Source organism: Clostridium sp. TJA038 (genome assembly GCF_058310255.1).
Genome location: NZ_JBZEFA010000001.1, coordinates 605,710 through 622,335 on the forward strand (window position 1 = coordinate 605,710; position 16,626 = coordinate 622,335).

Genomic DNA, 16,626 nt, shown 5'->3' on the forward strand with positions numbered 1-16,626 from the left:
GGAAATAAATTTATGTTATAATTATAGGATATGAAGCACTTAAATAGAGGAGTAAATATGTTAGTTGAAGATTTATTGTTACAAAGATTTAAAGAAGAAACTACAGGAAGAAATTACGTAAAGGGTGAAAGAATAATAAATAATGACCTTGTTAAGTCCGTAGACATAGAAGATGAAGAGGATTTAGTATCTGTTAAGGGAAGAGTAATTTCAGAAGGGTTATTTAATGAGTATATTACAAAATTAGAAATAGATATTAGGACTAAGGATGTTTTATCTACATACTGTACTTGTGAAGATTATGAAAAGCATGAATTTAGTAAAGAAAATTATTGTTGTAAACATTTAGTAGCAACTTTTTATAAAGCTTTAGGAGAATTAGCTAAAAAAAAGGAATTTGAAGAAGATAAAAAATTATTTTCTAAGAAAAAGGAAAGTAAAATTTTAGATTTGATTCTTAAAGAAGAAGATAAAAAAGAAGAATTAAAAATAGAAGTTTATATAAATAAAAATGAATGGAGTAATAGCATAATTGCAGAGTTTAAAATAGGAACTAAATCCATGAGTTCTAATAAGCTTTATATATTAAAAGATATTGAGCAATTTTTAGTAGCTTACTATAATAAAATACCTATAAAGTATAGTAAAGCCTTTACCTTTGATATAAGAGAACAAAGGTTAAGTACTAAAGATAAAGAACTTATAGAATTTATAGAGGCTTTAAAGGAAATAGAAAAGCCAATAAAAAGTTTTTTAAGAAATAGAGATGCTTTTATAGAGGGAAAAAGTATAAAGATACCAAATTATTTAGTAAGGGAATTTTTCCGTGTTATAAAAAATCATAGGATTTACCTAAATGAAGGATTTTTTTATAGAGCTGTAGAGGGAGAGGTTCTTTTTGAGGATGTGCCAATAGACTTTTCTTTAAGAGATTTAAAAAATAGTTTTGAACTTACCTCTTTAAATGGAATGCCAAAGATTTTAGGAGATAGATTTGATGTATTTTTGTATGGAACTAGCATATATATACCTAAAAAAGATTTTTGTTATAAAATAAAAGATTATTTAGATATATTCTTAGAAGGAAAGGTTATAAAATTTGATAAAGAGGAGGAAGATAGAGTTCTTAGAAAGTTAATTCCCTCCTTAAGAGAGTTAACAGAAAATGTAACTTTATCTAAAAATATAATTGATAAAATAGTTTTAGATAAGGTGAATTTTAAGTTTTATTTTGATAAGGAAGGAAAAGAAGTAAGTTTAACTTTAAAGGTGAAGTATGGTAAATATGAATTTAACATATTTGATGACTGTACAGAAAAAATAATATATAGAGATGTTAAAAAGGAAAAAGAGGTTATTTCTTTAGTTGAAAGGTTTAATCTTAAGGAAATAAATAAAAAGTTTTATTTTTATTTAGGAGATGAATATATATTTAGTTTTTTCAAATATGATTTATATAAATTACAAGAATATGGAGAGGTTTATTATTCAGAAAATTTTAAAGGAATAAAAACTTTAGGAAGTAAGGGAATAAAAGGAGATATTAAACCAGGAAGGTATAATTATTTTGAGTTTGATTTTAAAATTGGAGATATACCTATGGAAGAAACAAAAGAAATACTTAAAGCCTTTAGGGAAAATTTAAAATTTTTTAAATTGAAAAGTGGAGAGTTTCTTGATTTAGAAGAATTAGAATTAAGGAAATTTTTAAATTTATTAGATTCATTAGAAAATGAAAATTTAGAGAATAATATTTTAGAAATAAATAATAGCAGAGCCTTATATATAGCTAATTATATAGAAAGTCAAGGTATTAGATATATTAAAGGAAAAAAGAAGTTAAATGAATTAAAAAATAAATTTAAGAATATAAAAAAATTATCCTTTGATGTTCCAAAGGAACTTAAAGCAAATCTTAGAGAGTATCAAAAGATTGGTTATAATTGGCTAAAAACCTTAGAGCACTTAGGACTTGGAGGAATTCTTGGGGATGAAATGGGTCTTGGAAAAACTCTTCAAGCAATTACTTTTATTCTTTCTAACAAGGGGAAAAAGACTTTAATAGTTGCCCCAACTTCTTTAATATATAATTGGAAAGAGGAATTTACTAAGTTTGCTCCTACTTTATCTGTAGAGGTTTTAAATGAAGGTAAAGAAAAAAGAGAAGAGGCTTTAAAAAATATAGAAAATAAGGATGTAATTATAACTACTTATAATTTATTAAAAAGAGATTTAGAAGAATATAAAAAAATAAACTTTGAATACTGTTTTATTGATGAAGCACAGGCAATTAAAAATCCAGACTCTCAAAATTCTGAGGCTGTTAAGGAGATAAATTCAACTTATAAATTTGCTTTAACAGGTACCCCTATGGAAAATTCACTTATGGAACTTTGGTCAATTTTTGATTTTGTAATGCCAGGATATCTTTATGATAGACAGAGGTTTACTCTTAGATATTATAAAAGGTTAAATGAGAGTAAAGAGGTTTTAGAAGAAATACACTCTCTTATAAAACCTTTTATATTAAGAAGAAAGAAAAAGGATGTTATAAAGGAATTGCCTGATAAAATTGAAAAGCTTTATTTAGTTGATTTAGAAGAAAAGCAAAAAAAAGCTTACTCAGTATATGCTAATAATGCTTTATCAATTATTGAGAAAAAAAAGGAGTTAGATGATTTTAATAGAAGGAAAATTGAGATATTATCTTATATAACAAAGCTTAGACAGTTAGCATTAGACCCTAAAATAGCTTTAAAAGATTATGAAGGAGAAAGTGCAAAAATAGAAGCATTAATTGAAATTTTAAATAATAGCATAGAAGGCGGACATAAAATTCTTGTTTTTTCTCAGTTTACTTCAGTATTAAAGAATATAAGTGATAGGCTTGAAAATGAGGGGATTTCCTTTAGTTATTTAGATGGAGGTATATCATCTAAAAAAAGAATTAACATGGTTAATGAATTTAATGAAGGAGAAAATTCAGTATTTTTAATAAGCTTAAAAGCTGGAGGTACAGGACTTAATTTAACTTCAGCAGATATTGTAATTCACTTTGACCCTTGGTGGAATCCAGCTGTTGAAGACCAAGCAACAGATAGAGCACATAGAATGGGGCAAAAAAAGGCAGTAGAAGTTATAAAGTTAATAGCAAAAGGGACTATTGAGGAAAAGGTTATAGCCCTTCAAGAAGAAAAAAAGGATTTAATATATAAGATAATTGAGGAAGAAGAATTAGGTTTAGGAAACACTTTTAATAATTTAAGTGAAGAGGAATTAATGGATTTATTTAAAGTTGATTATTTAGTTTAATTTATAAATAAAAATACAAGAGGATTAATATTTACCTCTTGTATTTTTTTATATTATTTATAGTATAGATAACCATTAAAATAGGAGTTTAAGGGAGGGTTACTAAGGTATTCACAATTAATAATATAGTCAACTGTATCCTTTAATAAGCTTATTATATCTTTTAAGGAGGATTTTTCTTTAATTAAAAGATTAAGAGCGTTTTCAAACTTTATTAATGTATTTTTATTTATGCTACAAATTAAACCTAAATCTTTTTTTAATAAGATATAATAACTTAAAGAAGCAAGAAGATTTTCAACTAGGTCTATAAACTTTATTATATTTTCATCTTTCCTTTCAATATTTCTAATTTTAAGTTTATTACACATTAACTTTATATGAATTATTAAATTTATAATTTCATCTTGATTTTTTAAAGGGGATTTCGTTAAAATTGAAACTAATATGCTTAAATATCTTATTATTTTAAAGCTTAATTCCTCTAAACCCTTATTTAAATTATAGGGAAATAAAAACTTGTTAGTTAAAAAAGTAATTATTATACCTAAAAGTAAATAAAATATTCTAAAGCTAGATAGAGTATTAATATTATAGTTTAAGGAAGCTAAAGTAATAGAAGAAAGTGCCGTAAAAAATGAAAGACTATAGTAATCTTTAAAGGCATAAGTTAAATATAAAGTTAGAATTAAAATTAAAATCTTAATAAATCTATAAGGAAATATGTTTAAAAATATAATTAAGACAATAATTGAAAGTATATTTCCTTTTATTCTATCTTTTCCTTTTTTTAAAGTATCTTCATAATAAGGTTGCATTATAGACATTACAGTTATTGAAACCCAACTTATCTTTGGAAGATTAAAAAATGAGCTTATAAAAAAAATAAGGCTTAAGGTTAAAGAGATTCTTAAAGCAAAATTAAATTTTATAGTTCCAAACTTAAGAGAATATTTAAATTTAAATTGTTTTTTATCCTTGTTTTTCCAAGGGTTATAGGCTTTGTAAAATTCACTTTCTTCTAAGGTTGATATATTAGAAAAATTTATATAAAGACTTTTTAACGATACACATAAATCATGAATTAAGGGAATTTGATAAGGTATATTTTTATTATACTTATTTAATATAGAAAGATATTTTTCTATATTATAAAAGCTATCTTCTTTATTTAAGAATATTTTTAAGTTTTTTAAGGTTTTTTTTAAATCCTTTAAAAATAAGTTTATTAAGGGGCTTTTATAATTTAAGTTTTGGTATAAATTATTTAAATTATAAAGTTGAACATTTAAGTTTTCTAATAAAAGATATATTTTAAATTGAATACTTCCTAAATTATTAGTTAAGGACTTTCTTTTTCTAGTTGTATAAAGGTTATAGCAAAGTATTGAAAGTTCTTTATTAATATCTTCTTTAATACTAGAATTATATTCTTTCTTTAAAATATTTGAAACTTGCATTTCTAAAAGTGAAAGAATTTTATTTATCTTTTCTCTAATAAGAGAGTTATAGGTTAAATTATTAAAGAAAAGATGAAAAATTAGTATTAAAGAAAAACCTAGAAATACTGTAAGTATTCTTCCTTTAAGCTCTAAAAAGTTTACTTTATAAAAGTAAGTAAATACATATAGCATTAAAAGAGGTTTGTATAATAAAGGAGTATAATGCATAGAAAAATTGTAGGCTATAAAAAATAAACTTAGAAAGTTTATAAAAATTCCGAAGAATATATTTCTAGAAGCTAAAAAGGATAGAAATATTATAAGAATATAAAGACTTATTGTTTTTATAAATTTTTCTAAAGGATTGATTTTAAAATTTTCTTTTAATAAAATTGAAGAACTTAGAGCTATAGGATAAGCTAAGAGGGCATTATTTATGCCTAAAAGTGAAAAAGATAGTAAAAATATTAAAGTAGCAATTGTACCTTCTCTTTTCATAGAATCTAAGTCTAGATTTAAGTTTTTAAAAGCATTATAAAACATAAAATCACCTTAATAGATATAATACTTTTATTATTCCATTTGAATTTTAAAATTATGCCATAGAAATTTTTTGATTTCTATGGCATAATTTTTTATTCTATATTAGGGAAAAGAGCACTAAGTAAAGGAATAGTACCACTAAATACTATATTTAAGTTATCACCCTCTACCTTTATAGAACTTATCTCAAGATATTTTATAATATCTTTAAAAGAAAGTATAATATCTCCCTTTTCTTTGTCAAAAGATAATATAGAGTTGTTTTCTAAGTTTTTAAATATGGTATCTTTTGAAATATCTAAAAATCCAAGTTTTCCTTCTTCAAAGTGAAAAATTCCTTTTCCATTTTCACTATAAGCTGTAAAGGTAAGTTTTCCTTGAAAAGGAACGCCCTTAAAATCTACATCAGCATAAACATTTATAGCCCCATTTTCTATATCAACTTGTAGTCCTGTAAGGTCTTTTATAGCATTTGGACTTTCTCTAAGAGCTAATATAAAAAGGTCTGTTAGTTCTTCATCTGAAAATTCTGTTGAAGAGCTAACCTTTATTTCTTTTAAAGAAAGATTAATATTATTTGGTAAAAACTTTTTAAGTAAAGTTAAGTCATTAAGTTCTATATTAGAATTAATAGGTGTTACTTGAACTTTAGGTGCAAAATAAGATTTATATAAAGCTTTTATACCAAAAAAACCACCTAATAATAAAATGATTATTATTAAAATAATCAATAAAAATTTATTTTTTCTTTTGGTCATATGTCTATCTCCATTCCATGAAATTTTCATAAGTAAATTATAAACTAAATAAATTTAAAATTCACTTCTTTTTAAATATAAGTAACAGATGAAAAAAATAGAATATAAAATAATATTATAATCTAAATTTATAGAGGGTTAAATATGAGTGAAAATTATGATGAAAAAGTAATAGATTATAAGGTTGGAGATGTAACAGGAAATGGTTTTAAAGATGAGGTTTATATAATATCATCTTATGATAAGGGATTAAAGAAACATTTTTTAATACTTAAGGAGGGAAAAAGTGAAAAACTTTTAAAATATGCTTTAGAGGATAATAATTATAATTTTCAAGTTAATTTAGAATATTTTAAGGATAATAAAAAGTTAGATGTTTTAGTTAGGTCTATAGGTGATTGTTTTGGTGGTTGTGTAAGTGGAAAAATTTTTACTTATAAAGAGTGGGAATTAGTTGAAGTTTTTAATACAGAGAGTTTTTATGAAAGAAATAAAATGGAAGCTTTTTATAGAGAAAATTATGAGGTTGAGATTTTAAATAAGGAAAGAAATAAAAAATATGTTGTAGATATAAAGGATAATTTTAAATATTATTTAGATTTTGTTTATACAGAGGAAGGTAAGCTTAAGAAAGGAAAAGAAGAAGCAAATATAAGTGGTGTATGGGGATGTAATTCTTATTATCCTATGGGAAGTAAAATTGCTAACTTAAGCATAATACAACAGATTTTAGGACAAGCAACTACTGATAAAATATGTATAATTGAAAGCATAGTAACTTTAACTGATAAGGGATTTATTATAAGTGATCAAATGATTAATTTAAAAGGAAATTTTATAAATGAAAATAATAGAAATAAAATTTTAAAATATAAATTAAAGGAAAATAAAAATATAAATATTTATAATAAAAGCTTAGAAGATTTAAAAGAAACTTCAGTTTGTTTTTATCTTTTAGCCTATGAAAATTTTTTAAAGGGAGATTTTACTGAAGCTTTAAAAAATATAAATATGAATTTGATTTTTAATAATCCTTATCCTTCTAAGGAAAAAGCTTTAATTTTTAGAGAATGTATAAAGGAGCATATAAAAATAAAGAGACTTTAAGTACTATTCTTAATTAAATTAGCTACTAAAGGGCTTTTTTAAAAATTTTAAAAGTTAAAAGAAAGCATGATTATAACTAAAGAAGGGGATATTAGTCAATGAATTATATCTATAAAAGTCATAAAATATTAATATATGACTTATTTAGAGGTGTAATTTATGGAGACGGAAAGTAATTTGCTTAAAGTATCAATTTTAATGACGGCAGTTTTTGCTATTTTAGGTATAGTATTTGGGTTTATTTTAAACTCAGAAATTATAATATTTGATGGTATTTATTCACTAGGAGGAATATTTTTATCCTTAGTATCTTTAGTTGGAAGTATTTATATAAATAAAGATAAAGAAAATAAATTTTTAGATAAAAAACTTTTAAAAGAATTAATTGTAATTTTTAAATCCTTAGTAATTTTTGTAATGTGCATTTATTCTATATTAAGTGCAGTTATAGAAATATTTAATGGAGGAAAAATAGTTTCTTATGATTATATATTAATTTATATAATTTTATCTATTATAGGTTCTTTAATGACTTATATATTTTTAAATATTAAGGGTAAAAAAATAAATTCTTCTTTTGTAAATATAGAAAGTAGTCAATGGTTAATGGATTCTTTTTTAAGCTTAGGAATATTAATAGGTTTTTTAATAGGAGGATTACTTAAAAACACAGAGTTTTTTTGGATAAATAAATATTTAGATCAATTAATGGTTATTATATGTTCTATAGCCTTTTTAAAAATGCCCTTAAAATTTTTAAAAGATTCTATAAAAAATATAATAAGCTATAAAAAAGAAAAGTTTTTAAAGAAGAATATAGTTTTAAAAAAACATGCTTTATTATAAGATAAAAATATAATTAAAAAAGGCTATAAATTTATAGCCTTTTTATTTTTTAAAAGAAATCAGCTTGATGAGGACTTGAGTAAGTATTTAATTTTTTATTTAATTCTTCATTTTCTTTTATTATATCCTTAACTAAGTTTATAGATTCCTTATCTAGCTCATGTCCTTTTTCATCAATAAATTTTTGAAACATTATTATACCTGTTTTAAAGGCTTTAATGCTTTCTTCTAAAATTTCACTATCAGTATCTGCTGTAATTGTTTTTATGTTATAAATTATTTCAGAAGCTTTTCCTAAAATTCCAACATCCTTAGCTGGTGAATGTCCAAGGGAAGATATTTTATTAGAAACTGTAGTAGCTTCTTTAGTATATAAAGTTATAACTTCCTTTAATAATTTTTTTAGTTCAGGAGATTTACATTTATTTTCGTATTTTTTAAAGATATCTATTCCCATATAAATTCCCTTTAGATTATCATTTAAAGCTTCATAAGGAGTTCTATCTGTTATTTTTTTCATATAAATATCACCTCAAAGATATTTTATCCATTTCATTAAAAAATATTTTTATAAACTTTTATAAAGTCCTTAGAGTAAAATATATTTGAACTTAATAAAAAAATCTACTATAATATAACAATATAATGTAGTCAAGTTATCTTTAGTAACTTTAGGGGTAATTACAAATTGTATAATAGAATTAATTTATAAAATTTATTATATTTCATTAAAAGGAGGTGTAAAAGAACTTGCATTTAATAAATAAAAGGTCTTTTGCACCTTTAATTCTTTAGATTAATAAGATAATGTCTACATAGTAAGGGAGGGATTTTTTTATGGATTACAATTCTACTTTAGCTTATGAAAAAGAAGTTCTTCTAGAGACTAGAAAATGGATTGAAAAAGAAGAAAAAAGATTAGAAGAGGAAAAAATAAAAGCTAGTACAAAGTTAGAAGCATTAAATAAAAAATCTAAGGGTTCTTATAATCAAGAGGCTGAAATAGTTAAAAAATCCTTAAACTTTTTATCAAAGGAAAAAGAGAAATTTAATGAATCTTATAATAAACCTTATTTTGCAAGAATAGATTTCAGGGAATATAGAAAAGATTTTGAAAGTTTTTATATAGGAAAATGTGGCCTTGGAGATATCTTAGAAGGAGAGGAAAAGGTAATAGATTGGAGAGCACCAATTTCAGATTTATACTATAGTGGAACTCAGGGAGAAGCTTATTATAAAGCACCAATTGGAATTATTGAAGGGGAGCTTAGTTTAAAGAGAAAGTTTCTTTTTGATGAAGATTATAATTTAAAAGAATACTTTGATGAAGGATTAAATGAAATTATTTTAAAATCTGGTATTAATGAAGAAGGGGAAGGATTAATAGATGAATTCCTTAGAATAAATTTAGAAAATAGTACAGGAACTAAACTAAAAGATGTAGTTTCTACAATACAAAAAGAACAAAATGAAATAATAAGAGCACCAAAAAATTCTCCGATAATAATACAAGGGTCAGCAGGTTCGGGAAAAACAACTGTAGCACTTCATAGATTAGCTTATTTATTATATAGATATAAAGAAACCTTAAAGGGAGAAGATATTTTAATTATAGCACCAAATAAAATATTTTTAGATTATATCTCTGAAGTATTGCCTAATTTAGGGGTTGATTCTATTAATCAAAAAACTTTTGAAGAGGTAGCTTTAAAAAAGTTAGGTATAAAGGGAAAATTAATAAGTAAGGATAAAAAGTTAGTAGAGATTTTAGAAAATAATGAAGAAGAAACTGAATATATGAAAAAAAGCAGTCATATAAGAGGCTCTATATTATTTAAGGAAATATTAGATAAATATATAAAAATTCTTGAAGAAGAGGATAGTAATATAGATAATATAAGAATTTGTGGATATTCAGTTTTTGACTCAAAGGAAATAAAAAGATTATTTTTAGAGGATTTAAAAAAGTATCCTGTAAATAAAAGAAAAGATGAAATAAAAAATTACTTTTCTAAAAAATTAGGAGAAAAGGTTTCAAAGGTATTAGATAAAGTTGATTTTCAATTTGAATATAAAATAGCTAGACTAAAAAAAAGCATGGAAGATTGTAAAGAAAGAAGAGAGAAGCTAATAGAACTTTATGATGAGAGAGATAATCATAAAAAAGAAATAAAGAAATCTGCTAGAAAAGAGTTTAATGAATATTTTAGCAAATGGAAGGGAATAGATACGACTAATCTTTATAAAAATCTTTTCCAAGATGAAAATCTTCTTAAGAAAATAAGCCATGGGAAAATACAAGAAGATTTAATTGAATATATGAGAGAAAACTTGTCAAATAATATAGATAATAAAATAATAGATTCAGATGATTTAGCTGCTATGCTTTATTTAAAATTCAAAATAGAAGGCTTAGAAGAAAGCACTTTATTAAAACATATAGTTGTTGATGAGGCACAGGATTATTCAATTTTACAATTATGTGTAATATCTATGATGGTTTTAGGAAATTCTTTAACAATAGTTGGAGATATAGGACAAGGAATATATTCTTTTAAAGGAATTAAAGAGTGGAAAGAACTTATTAAATCAATATATAATGATAAAGCACAGTATAAACATTTAAGTCAAAGTTATAGAAGTACAGTAGAAATAATAAATTATGCAAATAAGGTTTTACTTAAGCAGGAATCTTATGAAAAACCAGCTAAGCCAGTTTTAAGGCATGGTATGATGCCAGAGGAGATTAACTTTAAAAATTCAAAGGATTTCTGTGAAAAGTTAGATGAAATAGTTAATAAGGTAAGAGAACGAGGAAAAACATCAATAGCAATAGTTTGTAAAACTCTTGAAGAATGTAAAAAAGTAAAAACTTTTATTAAAAAATACTCAAAGTTTGATTTTGACTTGATTAAAGAAGAAAATAAAGAATTTGAATTAAATTTAGTAATAATACCATCTTACCTTACAAAAGGATTAGAATTTGATTGTACTATAGTTTATAATTTAGATGAAAAAAATTATAATGAAAATGAAATAGATAAAAAACTTCTTTATGTAGTTTTAACTAGAGCATTACATTATGAATATATATTTTATAAGGGTGAGAAATCATCTTTAATAGATTAATTTTAGGAGGATACAAAAATGGAAGAAAAGCAAATAATGGCCTTTAGAGATGAAGAAGGAAATAAGGTAGAATTTGAAGTTGTAGCTAAAATATATTTAGGAGAGAAAAATAAAAAAGAATACATAGTTTTATCACCTTTAGAAGGAGAGGGAGATGAAGCTGAGGATTTTGTTTTTAGAGTAGACAAAGTAGGAGAATCTGTAGAATACAACTTAGTTGAAGATGATGAAGAGTTTAGATTAGTAAAGAAAGAATATAAAAAATTATTATACTAATTTGAGGTAAATAGCATGGAAAAGTATAGAATAATAAATTTTTTATCAAATAATGGCTTAACAGAAATAGAAGAAGTGTTTTCAGAAGATAATAAACTTGCACTTAAGTTTTATTATGATTTTGAAGATGTTGAAATACAAGGTGCTAAAGCTTGTGCAAAGGATGAAACTGATTATGAAGAGGATAGTCATCCATGGATTTTAGAGGGAGTTATTCCTTATTTAGATGATATTGCTGTAGATAATGTAGAAGAAATATTAGAGGAAGTTATGGAGGACTTTGAAATAATAGCAAAGGCTTATGGATACGAAATAGAGCCTAGCAATTATTCAGGAAAACAATTCTTAGCAGTATTTTTACCAGAGGATTGCGAATTAGAAGTAGATGATATATTAGATGAATTAAAATAAAATGTATTTTATTTTAAATATATATAAATAAATAGTAAAAATATTCTAAAAATTTAAGGTTGCTTTTTTTATTTCTTATGTTATAATAAAAGCATAATTAATCCTGAGATGTACGCGAAGCTTATTAATTTTAACCTACATTTGAAATACGGGATTTACAAAACAATTAAGGAAATCGGGCTTCAAGTTTTACTTCACATTTGTGACAGAAGAAGATCGAATTAATTTGAGTAGAACCCACCTGCGAGAGGCAGGTATAAAATTGTAAGTGTGACGGCATATTTGGGAATATAAATTGGTTTATTTAAAGGTTCAACTTAGTTTGAACCTTTTTTTCATTTAAAGAATATAAGTATTCTTTAGTTTAGATTTTAAAGAGAATAATTCATATTCTAAGGAATCTATCTTTTTAGAAAATATCTCTCTTTCTTTTTTATTAATACTCTTATTTAACATATCGTTATAATAGTCTATATCTCCCATTAAAGATATAATTTCTAAGGTGTATTCCCAAGCATTTTTCTTCATATAAGAACCTCCAAAATATTTATACAATAACATTATAGAAATTTTATAAGTTTTGGTGAGTTATTTATTATAAAATCTATGTAAAATTTATAAATAAAATTTAAAAGAAGATTATTAAAGCTAAAATATAAAATATAAATTTATAAAAATTAATAAAAAATAAATTAAAAGTTAAAAGAGTTTTCTGTATATACAATATATATTAACAAATTTATTTTTATAGTGTATAATGATTTGATGTATGGTATTTTAGTAAAATTATTTATCTTAAAGAAGAAATAGGTGAAATATTATGAATAAGAAAAAGATAGCTTCTATTATCCTTAGTATGACTATGGTATTAGCTTTTTCTATAAATAGCAGTAATAGTAGTGTTTATGCTAAAAGCAAAGAGGAAGCACAGCAAGAAATTAATAGTAATAAGGGAAAAATAGATGATTTAAAAGATAAAAAAAATAGTATAAATGAAGAGAAAAGTAAATCTCAAAGTAAATTAGAGGAGATACAGAAAGAAATTGCAGAAAAAAATCAAAAGTTACTTTCTTCTCAAAAAAAAGTTGATGAATATAAAAGTGATATAAATTCCTTAGAGGAAAGTATAGATAATCTTCAAGTAAAAATAAAAGAGGTTGAAAAAGACATAGATAAAAAGAAAAAAGAAGAACAAGAGAAAGAGAGTATACTTTCAGGAAGAATAAGATGTGCTTACAAATCTAATCTAAGCAATCAGTTTTTATATATAATGATTGAATCAAAAAATGTTGGAGATTTTATAAGTAATATATCTAGCATAAAATATATAGTAGATACAGATAATAAATTAATAGAAGAGATTAAATCTGTTCAAGAAGATTTAAATAATGAAGAGAATAATTTAAAAAAGCAACAAGAGGAATTATCAAATAAAAAAAGTAAATTAGAAAAGGAGAAAAAAGAATTTGATTCTTTAGTAAGCCAGTATGAAGGGCAAATAAAAGAGTTAAATTCTTTAGAGGAAGAGAAGGAAAAAGAGATAAATAGCTTAAGTGATAAAGAAAAAGCTATATTAAATGAGATTAATGGCTATGAGGAAGATAATTCAAATCTTACTGGATACATAAATAATTTAATCAATGAAAATAAAAAGGTACAAGAGAAGAAAAATAATTCTTCAAAAGAGGTAAAAAGTACTAATAAAGATAATTTAGAAAAGAAGGAAACTGTAGAGAATGTTTCTAAAAGTTCTAAGGGCTTTATAAGACCTGCACCAGGTGGAGTTACAGACCCTTTTGGTCCTAGAACTCATCCAGTTACAGGAAAGAAAAGTGTTCATCAAGGAGCAGATTTAGGAGCAGCTTATGGAACACCTATTTTAGCAGCTAAAGCTGGAACTGTTGTAGAGGCAGGATGGAATACTGCTTATGGAAATATGGTTATAATAGACCATGGAGATGGTACAAGCACCTTATATGGTCATTCATCTAGATTAGCTACTCAAGTTGGACAGCATGTAAATCAAGGACAAGTAATTGCATATGTAGGTTCAACAGGTTATAGTACAGGACCACATCTGCATTTTGGTATAATGATAAATGGACAATGGGTAAATCCTATGAATTATATAAGTTAATTTATATTTTATTTGGGTATATTAAAATTATCTCATAAAGAAAATCTATGGTAAAATTTCTTTGAGGTTAAATTTTGATATACTCTTTTTTAATTAAAATATTTTAAAAAAATATATTTAAGGGGTGATTAAATGAAAATTTTAATTTTAATAGGAATAGTATTACTTGGGGTTGGTTTATTATTTGAATCAATGTATAAAATAAAACTAGCTTTTAAAAGCTTCACTAAGGAAGGTGGAAAGGCAGGGAAAGATTTTAACTTTGATTTTAAAAATAAATTCAATAGCATGGATAAGGAGAAACAAGATAATTTTTTAAATTTATTAGATTATAATAAAAGAGTATTATTTAAAAAGTATTTAGCTTGTGAAAAGGAAGAAGAGGATTCTATTAGGAAAAAATTAGATGATATGCATGTTTTTAATCTTTTTAATAGATGGGCAAGAGAGAATAATATAGAACCTATAAATATAAGTACTTATAAAAATATATAAATTTAAAATAAAAAGTAGCCTAAGATTTTTCTTAGACTACTTTTTTAGTTCTTTTTTCTAAAGTTTTATTTATATAAATCTTTTTTAAAAAGAAAGAAAATAATATAAACAATATTAATAAGCTTACAGATAAATATATATTTGTTTTATTAAAATTAATCCATTGAGATCCTAAATTTACAAAAACTAAAATACCAGGAATAGTTCCAATTAAAGTTCCTAAAGCAAAATCTTTATAGGAAATTTTAGTAAGTCCTGCACCATAACTTATAAGGTCAAAGGGAAATAGAGGTATTAGTCTTAAAAGTAAAATCATTAAAAAGCCATTATCTTTTAGTATTTTTTGTATATTTTTTAGCTTTTTATTTTCTAATTTCTCTACAAAATATTTGCCAAGGAATCTAGAGATAAAAAAGGAGATACTTCCTCCTATTAAAGCACCTATACTTGTATATAGAAAGCCAAAAAAAAGATTAAATAAACTTCCACCTAAGATTGCTAAAAGAGAATCTGGGAAAAAAGTTAAAGGAACTAGGGAGAAGGCTATTATATAAATTAAGGGAGCGAAATATCCAGAATTTATAATTACCTCTCTTAAAGAGTCAAGACTTAAGAGATTAAACTTATAGAGAAAAAATAAAGCTATAGATATAATTAATATAACTATAGTTGTTAATATTTTATTAAACTTATTCATTATTAATCCATCCTTTATATTTATTTAGCAAGTTTTATTGTAAAATAAAATTATATAAATGTAAATTAATATAGTTTAATAGGGAGGAAATTTAATGATAGATAAGGATTTTATCATAAGCTTTATAGTAGTATTTTGTATTATTTACCTTATTTACATATGTTATAGAAGTTATTTAATAAAAAAAGAGGCCTATTTTAAAACCCTAACTATATTTTTAATTGTAGAGTTATTTAGAAGAATATTTATATATGGAGAAGTTAATGAATATTTAATAGACTATATATCCTTTTTACAAATAATACTTTTATTAATATCAATAAGTATTTATGGAATGCTTTATTTTAAAAATAATTTAAGTTAAAAATAAGTCCTAAAAGTTTATTTTAGGATTTATTTTTTAGGAAAAATTTTTAAATTTGATATATAATAAGATTTAGGCTAATTCTCTATTTAAATAAATTTAAGTTGAAAGTTAAGTCTTAACGAAGGATAAAATCATATGTATAGGAGGAAATGATGAGTAAGGATATTTTTTCTAAAAAGAGAAATTCTAAAAGAAATAGAATTTTAAAAATAATTTTAGGGGTAGTTGTTATAATACTTTTACTTTTCCTAGGTATAAAAATAGTAACAGCTATAGGAAGCAATTTAGCTAATAAAACTTCAAAGGCTAGTGAAGAGGTAGAGCCTGTAAAGAAACCAAATTTAGATGATATAGTTCCAGGAATGAATGTTATATATGGGGCTTTAGACTATTCTGTTGATGCTAAAGATGTAGAAAGCATGGCAAATGATACATATAAAGGAGAAGGGAAAGAGGTTTTCTTAACCTTTGATGATGGTCCTTCTAATTCCACAGAAAAAATATTAAATATATTAGAAGAAAAAGGTGTACATGCTACCTTCTTTGTTTTAGGAAGTAGCATAGAGAAAGATTCAAAAAGACAAGATTATTTAAAAAAGGAATTAAAAAGTGGAAATGCAATTGCAAATCACAGTTATAGCCATGATTTTAAGAAGTTATATCCAGGAAACCAATTAAACATTGATTATTTTATGGAGGAGTTTAATAAAACTAACTCTATAATGAAAGGAATTTTAGGAGAAGAATTTGATTGTAGAGTTTTAAGAATGCCAGGAGGATATGGAAGTAGAAAATATTACAAAGACCCATCTCTTAAGGAATTTGATGAAGTTTTAGCTAAAAACGGAATAGTAAACGTAGATTGGAATGCTCTAGATGGAGATGCAGAAGGAAAGCCTTATACAAAGGAAGAAATGTTAAACTATGTTAAAAAGACATCAAAGGGAAAAAATCATGTAGTAATTCTTATGCATGATGCTGCAGGAAAAGAGAAAACTGTTGAGATTTTACCAGATATAATAGATTATTATAAAAATGAAGGGTACAATTTTAAGGTTATAAAAAATACTGAAAAAAGTAAAGAAGAAATTAAATAGAAATAAAAA

General features: G+C 23.9%; 15 protein-coding genes and 1 other RNA gene. 11 read left to right on the top strand and 5 right to left on the bottom strand.

Translation table 11 applies throughout. The features are described 5' to 3' along the window. The first annotated feature begins 57 nt into the window (after nucleotides 1-57). The gene (locus AC4FQV_RS02910) at nucleotides 58-3,312 is read left to right on the top strand and encodes a DEAD/DEAH box helicase (protein ID WP_491164296.1); all 3,255 of its coding nucleotides are present in this window, start codon (nucleotides 58-60) and stop codon (nucleotides 3,310-3,312) included. Nucleotides 3,313-3,365: 53 nt separating this feature from the next. Here AC4FQV_RS02910 and AC4FQV_RS02915 read toward each other — a convergent pair whose 3' ends face one another. Both AC4FQV_RS02915 and AC4FQV_RS02920 read right to left on the bottom strand, forming a co-directional pair. Further along, a complete protein-coding gene (locus tag AC4FQV_RS02915; RefSeq protein ID WP_491164298.1) occupies nucleotides 3,366-5,297 on the bottom strand; it encodes an FUSC family protein in 1,932 nt (643 codons plus the stop codon). 92 nt (nucleotides 5,298-5,389) lie between these two features. After that, nucleotides 5,390-6,055: a hypothetical protein gene (locus AC4FQV_RS02920; protein ID WP_491164300.1), complete on the bottom strand. Its 666-nt coding sequence runs from the start codon at nucleotides 6,053-6,055 to the stop codon at nucleotides 5,390-5,392. 144 nt (nucleotides 6,056-6,199) lie between these two features. Here AC4FQV_RS02920 and AC4FQV_RS02925 point away from each other — a divergent pair, with 144 nt between their 5' ends. Next, nucleotides 6,200-7,162 carry a YybI family spore inner coat protein gene (locus tag AC4FQV_RS02925; protein WP_491164303.1) on the top strand — a complete coding sequence of 321 codons (963 nt, stop codon included), beginning with the start codon at nucleotides 6,200-6,202 and terminating at the stop codon, nucleotides 7,160-7,162. A 159-nt stretch (nucleotides 7,163-7,321) separates the two neighbouring features. Next, complete coding sequence (locus AC4FQV_RS02930; RefSeq protein WP_491164305.1) at nucleotides 7,322-8,008, top strand: cation efflux transmembrane domain-containing protein; 687 nt, start codon at nucleotides 7,322-7,324, stop codon at nucleotides 8,006-8,008. 49 nt (nucleotides 8,009-8,057) lie between these two features. Here AC4FQV_RS02930 and AC4FQV_RS02935 read toward each other — a convergent pair whose 3' ends face one another. Further along, entirely contained in the window at nucleotides 8,058-8,528 is a 471-nt protein-coding gene (locus tag AC4FQV_RS02935; protein WP_491164307.1) for a DUF2383 domain-containing protein, read from the bottom strand. A gap of 317 nt (nucleotides 8,529-8,845) precedes the next feature. Between AC4FQV_RS02935 and helD the strand changes: the two genes are divergently transcribed. The 4 genes from helD (at nucleotide 8,846) to ssrS (ending at nucleotide 12,117) form a co-directional block, all read left to right on the top strand. Further along, the gene (gene helD, locus AC4FQV_RS02940; RefSeq protein WP_491164311.1) at nucleotides 8,846-11,137 is read left to right on the top strand and encodes an RNA polymerase recycling motor HelD; all 2,292 of its coding nucleotides are present in this window, start codon (nucleotides 8,846-8,848) and stop codon (nucleotides 11,135-11,137) included. An 18-nt stretch (nucleotides 11,138-11,155) separates the two neighbouring features. Further along, complete coding sequence (locus AC4FQV_RS02945) at nucleotides 11,156-11,413, top strand: DUF1292 domain-containing protein (protein WP_491138964.1); 258 nt, start codon at nucleotides 11,156-11,158, stop codon at nucleotides 11,411-11,413. Between the two features lie 15 nt (nucleotides 11,414-11,428). Continuing rightward, the gene (locus tag AC4FQV_RS02950; RefSeq protein WP_491138963.1) at nucleotides 11,429-11,824 is read left to right on the top strand and encodes a hypothetical protein; all 396 of its coding nucleotides are present in this window, start codon (nucleotides 11,429-11,431) and stop codon (nucleotides 11,822-11,824) included. Nucleotides 11,825-11,921: 97 nt separating this feature from the next. Further along, a non-coding RNA gene (gene ssrS / locus AC4FQV_RS02955) (6S RNA) lies at nucleotides 11,922-12,117 on the top strand. Between the two features lie 46 nt (nucleotides 12,118-12,163). On the opposite strand, the gene AC4FQV_RS02960 is transcribed toward ssrS, so the two are convergent. Then, nucleotides 12,164-12,352, bottom strand: coding sequence for a hypothetical protein (locus AC4FQV_RS02960; RefSeq protein WP_491138962.1), 189 nt, complete (start codon nucleotides 12,350-12,352; stop codon nucleotides 12,164-12,166). Nucleotides 12,353-12,644: 292 nt separating this feature from the next. Here AC4FQV_RS02960 and AC4FQV_RS02965 point away from each other — a divergent pair, with 292 nt between their 5' ends. Continuing rightward, nucleotides 12,645-13,961, top strand: a complete 1,317-nt coding sequence (locus AC4FQV_RS02965; RefSeq protein ID WP_491164314.1) for a murein hydrolase activator EnvC family protein — start codon at nucleotides 12,645-12,647, stop codon at nucleotides 13,959-13,961. Nucleotides 13,962-14,093: 132 nt separating this feature from the next. Next, nucleotides 14,094-14,456, top strand: coding sequence for a hypothetical protein (locus AC4FQV_RS02970; RefSeq protein WP_491164316.1), 363 nt, complete (start codon nucleotides 14,094-14,096; stop codon nucleotides 14,454-14,456). 31 nt (nucleotides 14,457-14,487) lie between these two features. On the opposite strand, the gene AC4FQV_RS02975 is transcribed toward AC4FQV_RS02970, so the two are convergent. Further along, complete coding sequence (locus AC4FQV_RS02975; protein WP_491164318.1) at nucleotides 14,488-15,153, bottom strand: TVP38/TMEM64 family protein; 666 nt, start codon at nucleotides 15,151-15,153, stop codon at nucleotides 14,488-14,490. Between the two features lie 94 nt (nucleotides 15,154-15,247). Between AC4FQV_RS02975 and AC4FQV_RS02980 the strand changes: the two genes are divergently transcribed. Further along, nucleotides 15,248-15,517 carry a hypothetical protein gene (locus AC4FQV_RS02980; RefSeq protein WP_491138958.1) on the top strand — a complete coding sequence of 90 codons (270 nt, stop codon included), beginning with the start codon at nucleotides 15,248-15,250 and terminating at the stop codon, nucleotides 15,515-15,517. 155 nt (nucleotides 15,518-15,672) lie between these two features. Next, complete coding sequence (locus AC4FQV_RS02985) at nucleotides 15,673-16,617, top strand: polysaccharide deacetylase family protein (protein ID WP_491138957.1); 945 nt, start codon at nucleotides 15,673-15,675, stop codon at nucleotides 16,615-16,617. Nucleotides 16,618-16,626 lie beyond the last annotated feature (9 nt).